5 protein-coding genes are annotated in these 3,012 nt (G+C 68.8%); 2 read left to right on the top strand and 3 right to left on the bottom strand.

The window, feature by feature from the left end:
- Nucleotides 1-48: 48 nt before the first annotated feature.
- On the top strand, nucleotides 49-174 hold the full coding sequence (locus SYNGFB01_RS16470) for a flagellar basal body rod C-terminal domain-containing protein (RefSeq protein WP_369795540.1): 126 nt from the start codon (nucleotides 49-51) through the stop codon (nucleotides 172-174).
- Between the two features lie 39 nt (nucleotides 175-213).
- On the opposite strand, the gene SYNGFB01_RS16465 is transcribed toward SYNGFB01_RS16470, so the two are convergent.
- The 3 genes from SYNGFB01_RS16465 to SYNGFB01_RS09990 all read right to left on the bottom strand — a co-directional run bounded on the left by SYNGFB01_RS16465 (nucleotide 214) and on the right by SYNGFB01_RS09990 (nucleotide 1,887).
- Complete coding sequence (locus SYNGFB01_RS16465) at nucleotides 214-681, bottom strand: class II aldolase/adducin family protein (RefSeq protein WP_082325979.1); 468 nt, start codon at nucleotides 679-681, stop codon at nucleotides 214-216.
- Between the two features lie 18 nt (nucleotides 682-699).
- The gene (locus tag SYNGFB01_RS09995) at nucleotides 700-1,557 is read right to left on the bottom strand and encodes a DNA-formamidopyrimidine glycosylase (RefSeq protein ID WP_048017574.1); all 858 of its coding nucleotides are present in this window, start codon (nucleotides 1,555-1,557) and stop codon (nucleotides 700-702) included.
- A 120-nt stretch (nucleotides 1,558-1,677) separates the two neighbouring features.
- Nucleotides 1,678-1,887 (bottom strand): photosystem I reaction center subunit IV, encoded by a 210-nt coding sequence (locus tag SYNGFB01_RS09990; RefSeq protein ID WP_048017906.1) that lies wholly within the window; start codon nucleotides 1,885-1,887, stop codon nucleotides 1,678-1,680.
- A gap of 140 nt (nucleotides 1,888-2,027) precedes the next feature.
- Here SYNGFB01_RS09990 and SYNGFB01_RS09985 point away from each other — a divergent pair.
- Nucleotides 2,028-3,012: hypothetical protein (locus tag SYNGFB01_RS09985; RefSeq protein ID WP_048017905.1), on the top strand; the 985-nt coding region annotated here is incomplete at its 3' end.

Genomic DNA, 3,012 nt, shown 5'->3' with positions numbered 1-3,012 from the left:
GATGCGGCGACCGCGCTCGACGAAGGCGCACGCCGCCGCCGCGATGCGATGTCGGGGGTCGATCTCGACCGTGAAGCCGCCGATCTGATCCGGCTGCAACAGGCCTATGAAGCGTCGGCGCGCGTGATCCAGGTCGCGCGCGACACCATGCAAACCATTCTCAACGTGTTCTAGAACCACAAGGCAAGACGTTATGGTCCAGTCCGTAAACCGCTATCGCGCGCCGCAGGATGTCACCCGGCAGGTGCGGCTGAGCCAGCAGATCGCCGACCAGCAGGCGCTGGTGGGCGGGGAAAGCCGTATCTCCAAGCCCTCGAACGACCCCAAGGCCTGGCTCGAGGCATCGAACATCTCGCGCTTCCAGTCGGACGAAACCGCCTGGGTCAACAATCTGSKCCGGCGCCGGCACACTCCAACGATGGCCAGGTGCAACAGGGTCTCGGCGCTGGCCTGCCCCTCGCCGCGCACCACTCCACCAGCGCCGTTCACCACGATCAGGTCCTCCGGACGCACCGTGCCCTTGTCGACGCCGCTGGGGGCCATCAGCAGCTGCAGGGGCTCCCGGCTCAGCAGGCAGCTGAAATTGCCGCCGGTGCCATCGCACCAGCCGCGGCCGTGGATGGCCGCCATGGCGGCAGAGAGTTGCTGGGCAAGCAGGCCTGTCGCAGCTGGTTCGGGCATCGCGGTGCCAGCCATCGCTCAATGCTGGCAGTTCGGGCACCAGTGGGTGCTGCGGCCTGCCAGCCTGTCGCGGCGGATCGGCGTGCCGCAGCTGCGACAGGGCTGGCCAGCCCGTCGATAGACCAGCGCCACGCCGCCGTAGTTGCCGTTGGTGCCGGTCAGGTCGCGGAAGTCGCTGAAGGTGGTGCCTCCCTCACCGATGCTTCGCTCCAGCACCTCCACCAGGGCGACTCTCAGGGCCTCCAGGCGAGTCTGGCCGAGCCGGCCGCTGGGGGTGTGGGGCCGGATCCCGGCGGCGAAGAGGGATTCATCGGCATAGATGTTCCCCACCCCGGCCACCAGACGCTGATCCAGCAGGGCGTTCTTGATCGGGCGCCGCGATCCCCGCAGCCGTTCACGCAGGCTGCGGGAGCTGAAGGCCGCGCTGAACGGTTCAGGGCCCAGCGCCTGCAGTCCGGTGATCACCGTCTCCGGTGCCAGCGCGGGCGGTACCCACCACATCTGGCCGAAGCTGCGCGTGTCGACGAACCGCAGTTCCTGGCCCTGGGCGTTCCAGAACTGCACTCGGGTGTGGGCACAGGGGGGCTGGGGCCCATCCAGCCAGAGAAACTGGCCGGTCATCCGCAGATGCACGCCCCAGTGGCCGGCATCGATGTGACTCTCGCCGTGGGGGCGCTGCAGACGGCCCAGCAGATACTTGCCCCGCCGCTGCCAGCCATCCACGACACAGCCGCGGAGAGCTGCGCAGAAGGTCTGGGGATCGGCGGGGTGGGCGATGGCCCGGGTCCGAAGCACCGCCACCCGCTCGATCGCAAAGCCGCGGGTGCATTGCTCGAGCCCGCGACGCACGGTTTCCACCTCGGGGAGTTCCGGCACCGGCTGGGGCAGAGCAGGAGCTCAGGCTGCCACAGCGCTCAGCCTGCGGCCGCACAGCAGAACCCCCGACCTGCCAGGCAGGCCGGGGGGGATGGTGGTTCGTGGGAAGGTCTGAAGGAATCAGGCCTTCTCGAGCTCGGCTTCGGCGAAGTTGTTGGTGTTGATGCCCCCTTCGGAGCCGCTGAAACCGCTGTAGTTCACCTTCTCGAAGCGAACCACCACGGGATAGCGGATGCCGGAGGTGTCGATCGAGGCGACAGTGCCGACTTCGTTGAACCAGTAGGACTCGGGACGCTTGATGCGCACCTTGTCGCCGCGGGAGATGGCCATCGCTGGGCTGGGTTTCGGGTGGCTGCCAAACGGACGATACCCGCCATGGCGGCTGCGGAAGGATGGGGCGTCACGATTCGTCGCCCTTGGCCGGGGCCATGGGAGCATCGCGCCGGTTCCCCTGTCCGCCGCATTCGCTGATGGTTTCCCTGGAGGCGACGACCCCGCCGCTGCTCAACCTGGAGCTGCCCGATCCCGACAGCGACACCATCAGCACGATGGAGTTCCTGGCCCGGCTCGAGGAGGCCTGGGCGGTGTGCGATCGCTTCGACCTGCAGACCGAGATCTGGCGCGGGCGGATCCTGCGGGCCGTGCGCGACCGGGAGAAGCGTGGCGGCGAAGGGCGGGGCACCGGCTTTCTGCAGTGGCTCCGCGAACGCGAGATCAGCAAGACCCGGGCCTACACCCTCATCCAGCTGGCCGAATCCGCCTCCAGCCTGGTGGGAGGGGGCCTTCTGGAGGAGACCAGCGTCAACAACTTCTCCAAGCGCGCTTTCCTGGAGACGGCCCAGGCCGATCCGGAGGTGCAGCAGCTGATCTCCGAGGCCGCCAATGAAGGCCAGCAGATCACCCGCAAGCAGGTGCGGCGGCTCGCCGATGAGTTCACCGCTGCCACCAGCCCGCTGCTGCCTGAGGAGATCCGCCAGCGCACCGCCGAGAACCTGCTGCCGCCCAGGGCGGTGGCGCCGCTGGTCAGGGAGCTGGCCAAGCTGCCGGAGGAGCAGCAGCAGGATCTGCGCCGGGTGCTGCGGGAGGAGCCTGAGCTGGACCGGGTCAGGGATGTGACCCATACGGCCCGCTGGCTGAGCAGGGCTGCGGAGGCCGGCCTGGCGGTGCGGGCGTTTCAGAGCGATCGGCTCGATTTCGACAAGGCGCTGCAGGAGGCCCAGCGGCTCGATGCGCTGGGGCTGCTCGCCGATGCGGTGGCGCAGGCTCAGGCGCTGGAGAGCGCCGTGCTCAAGCTGCACACCAGCTGGCGACGGTTGGGCGGTCTGCAGGAACGGCTCTGGCTGGAGAGCGGCAGCAGCACACCGCACCTGCGCGAGCTCCTCACCGCCCTGCAGTCGCTCAGCGGCAGCACGCTGCGGGTGTCGCTGGGTGAGCTCGCCGGTGGCAAGCGGGTGC

Origin of the sequence: Synechococcus sp. GFB01 (assembly GCF_001039265.1) — a bacterium.
Taxonomy (GTDB): domain Bacteria; phylum Cyanobacteriota; class Cyanobacteriia; order PCC-6307; family Cyanobiaceae; genus NIES-981.
The sequence above is the reverse complement of the archived record's forward strand: the minus strand, read 5'-3'. Positions and strand labels throughout refer to the sequence as shown.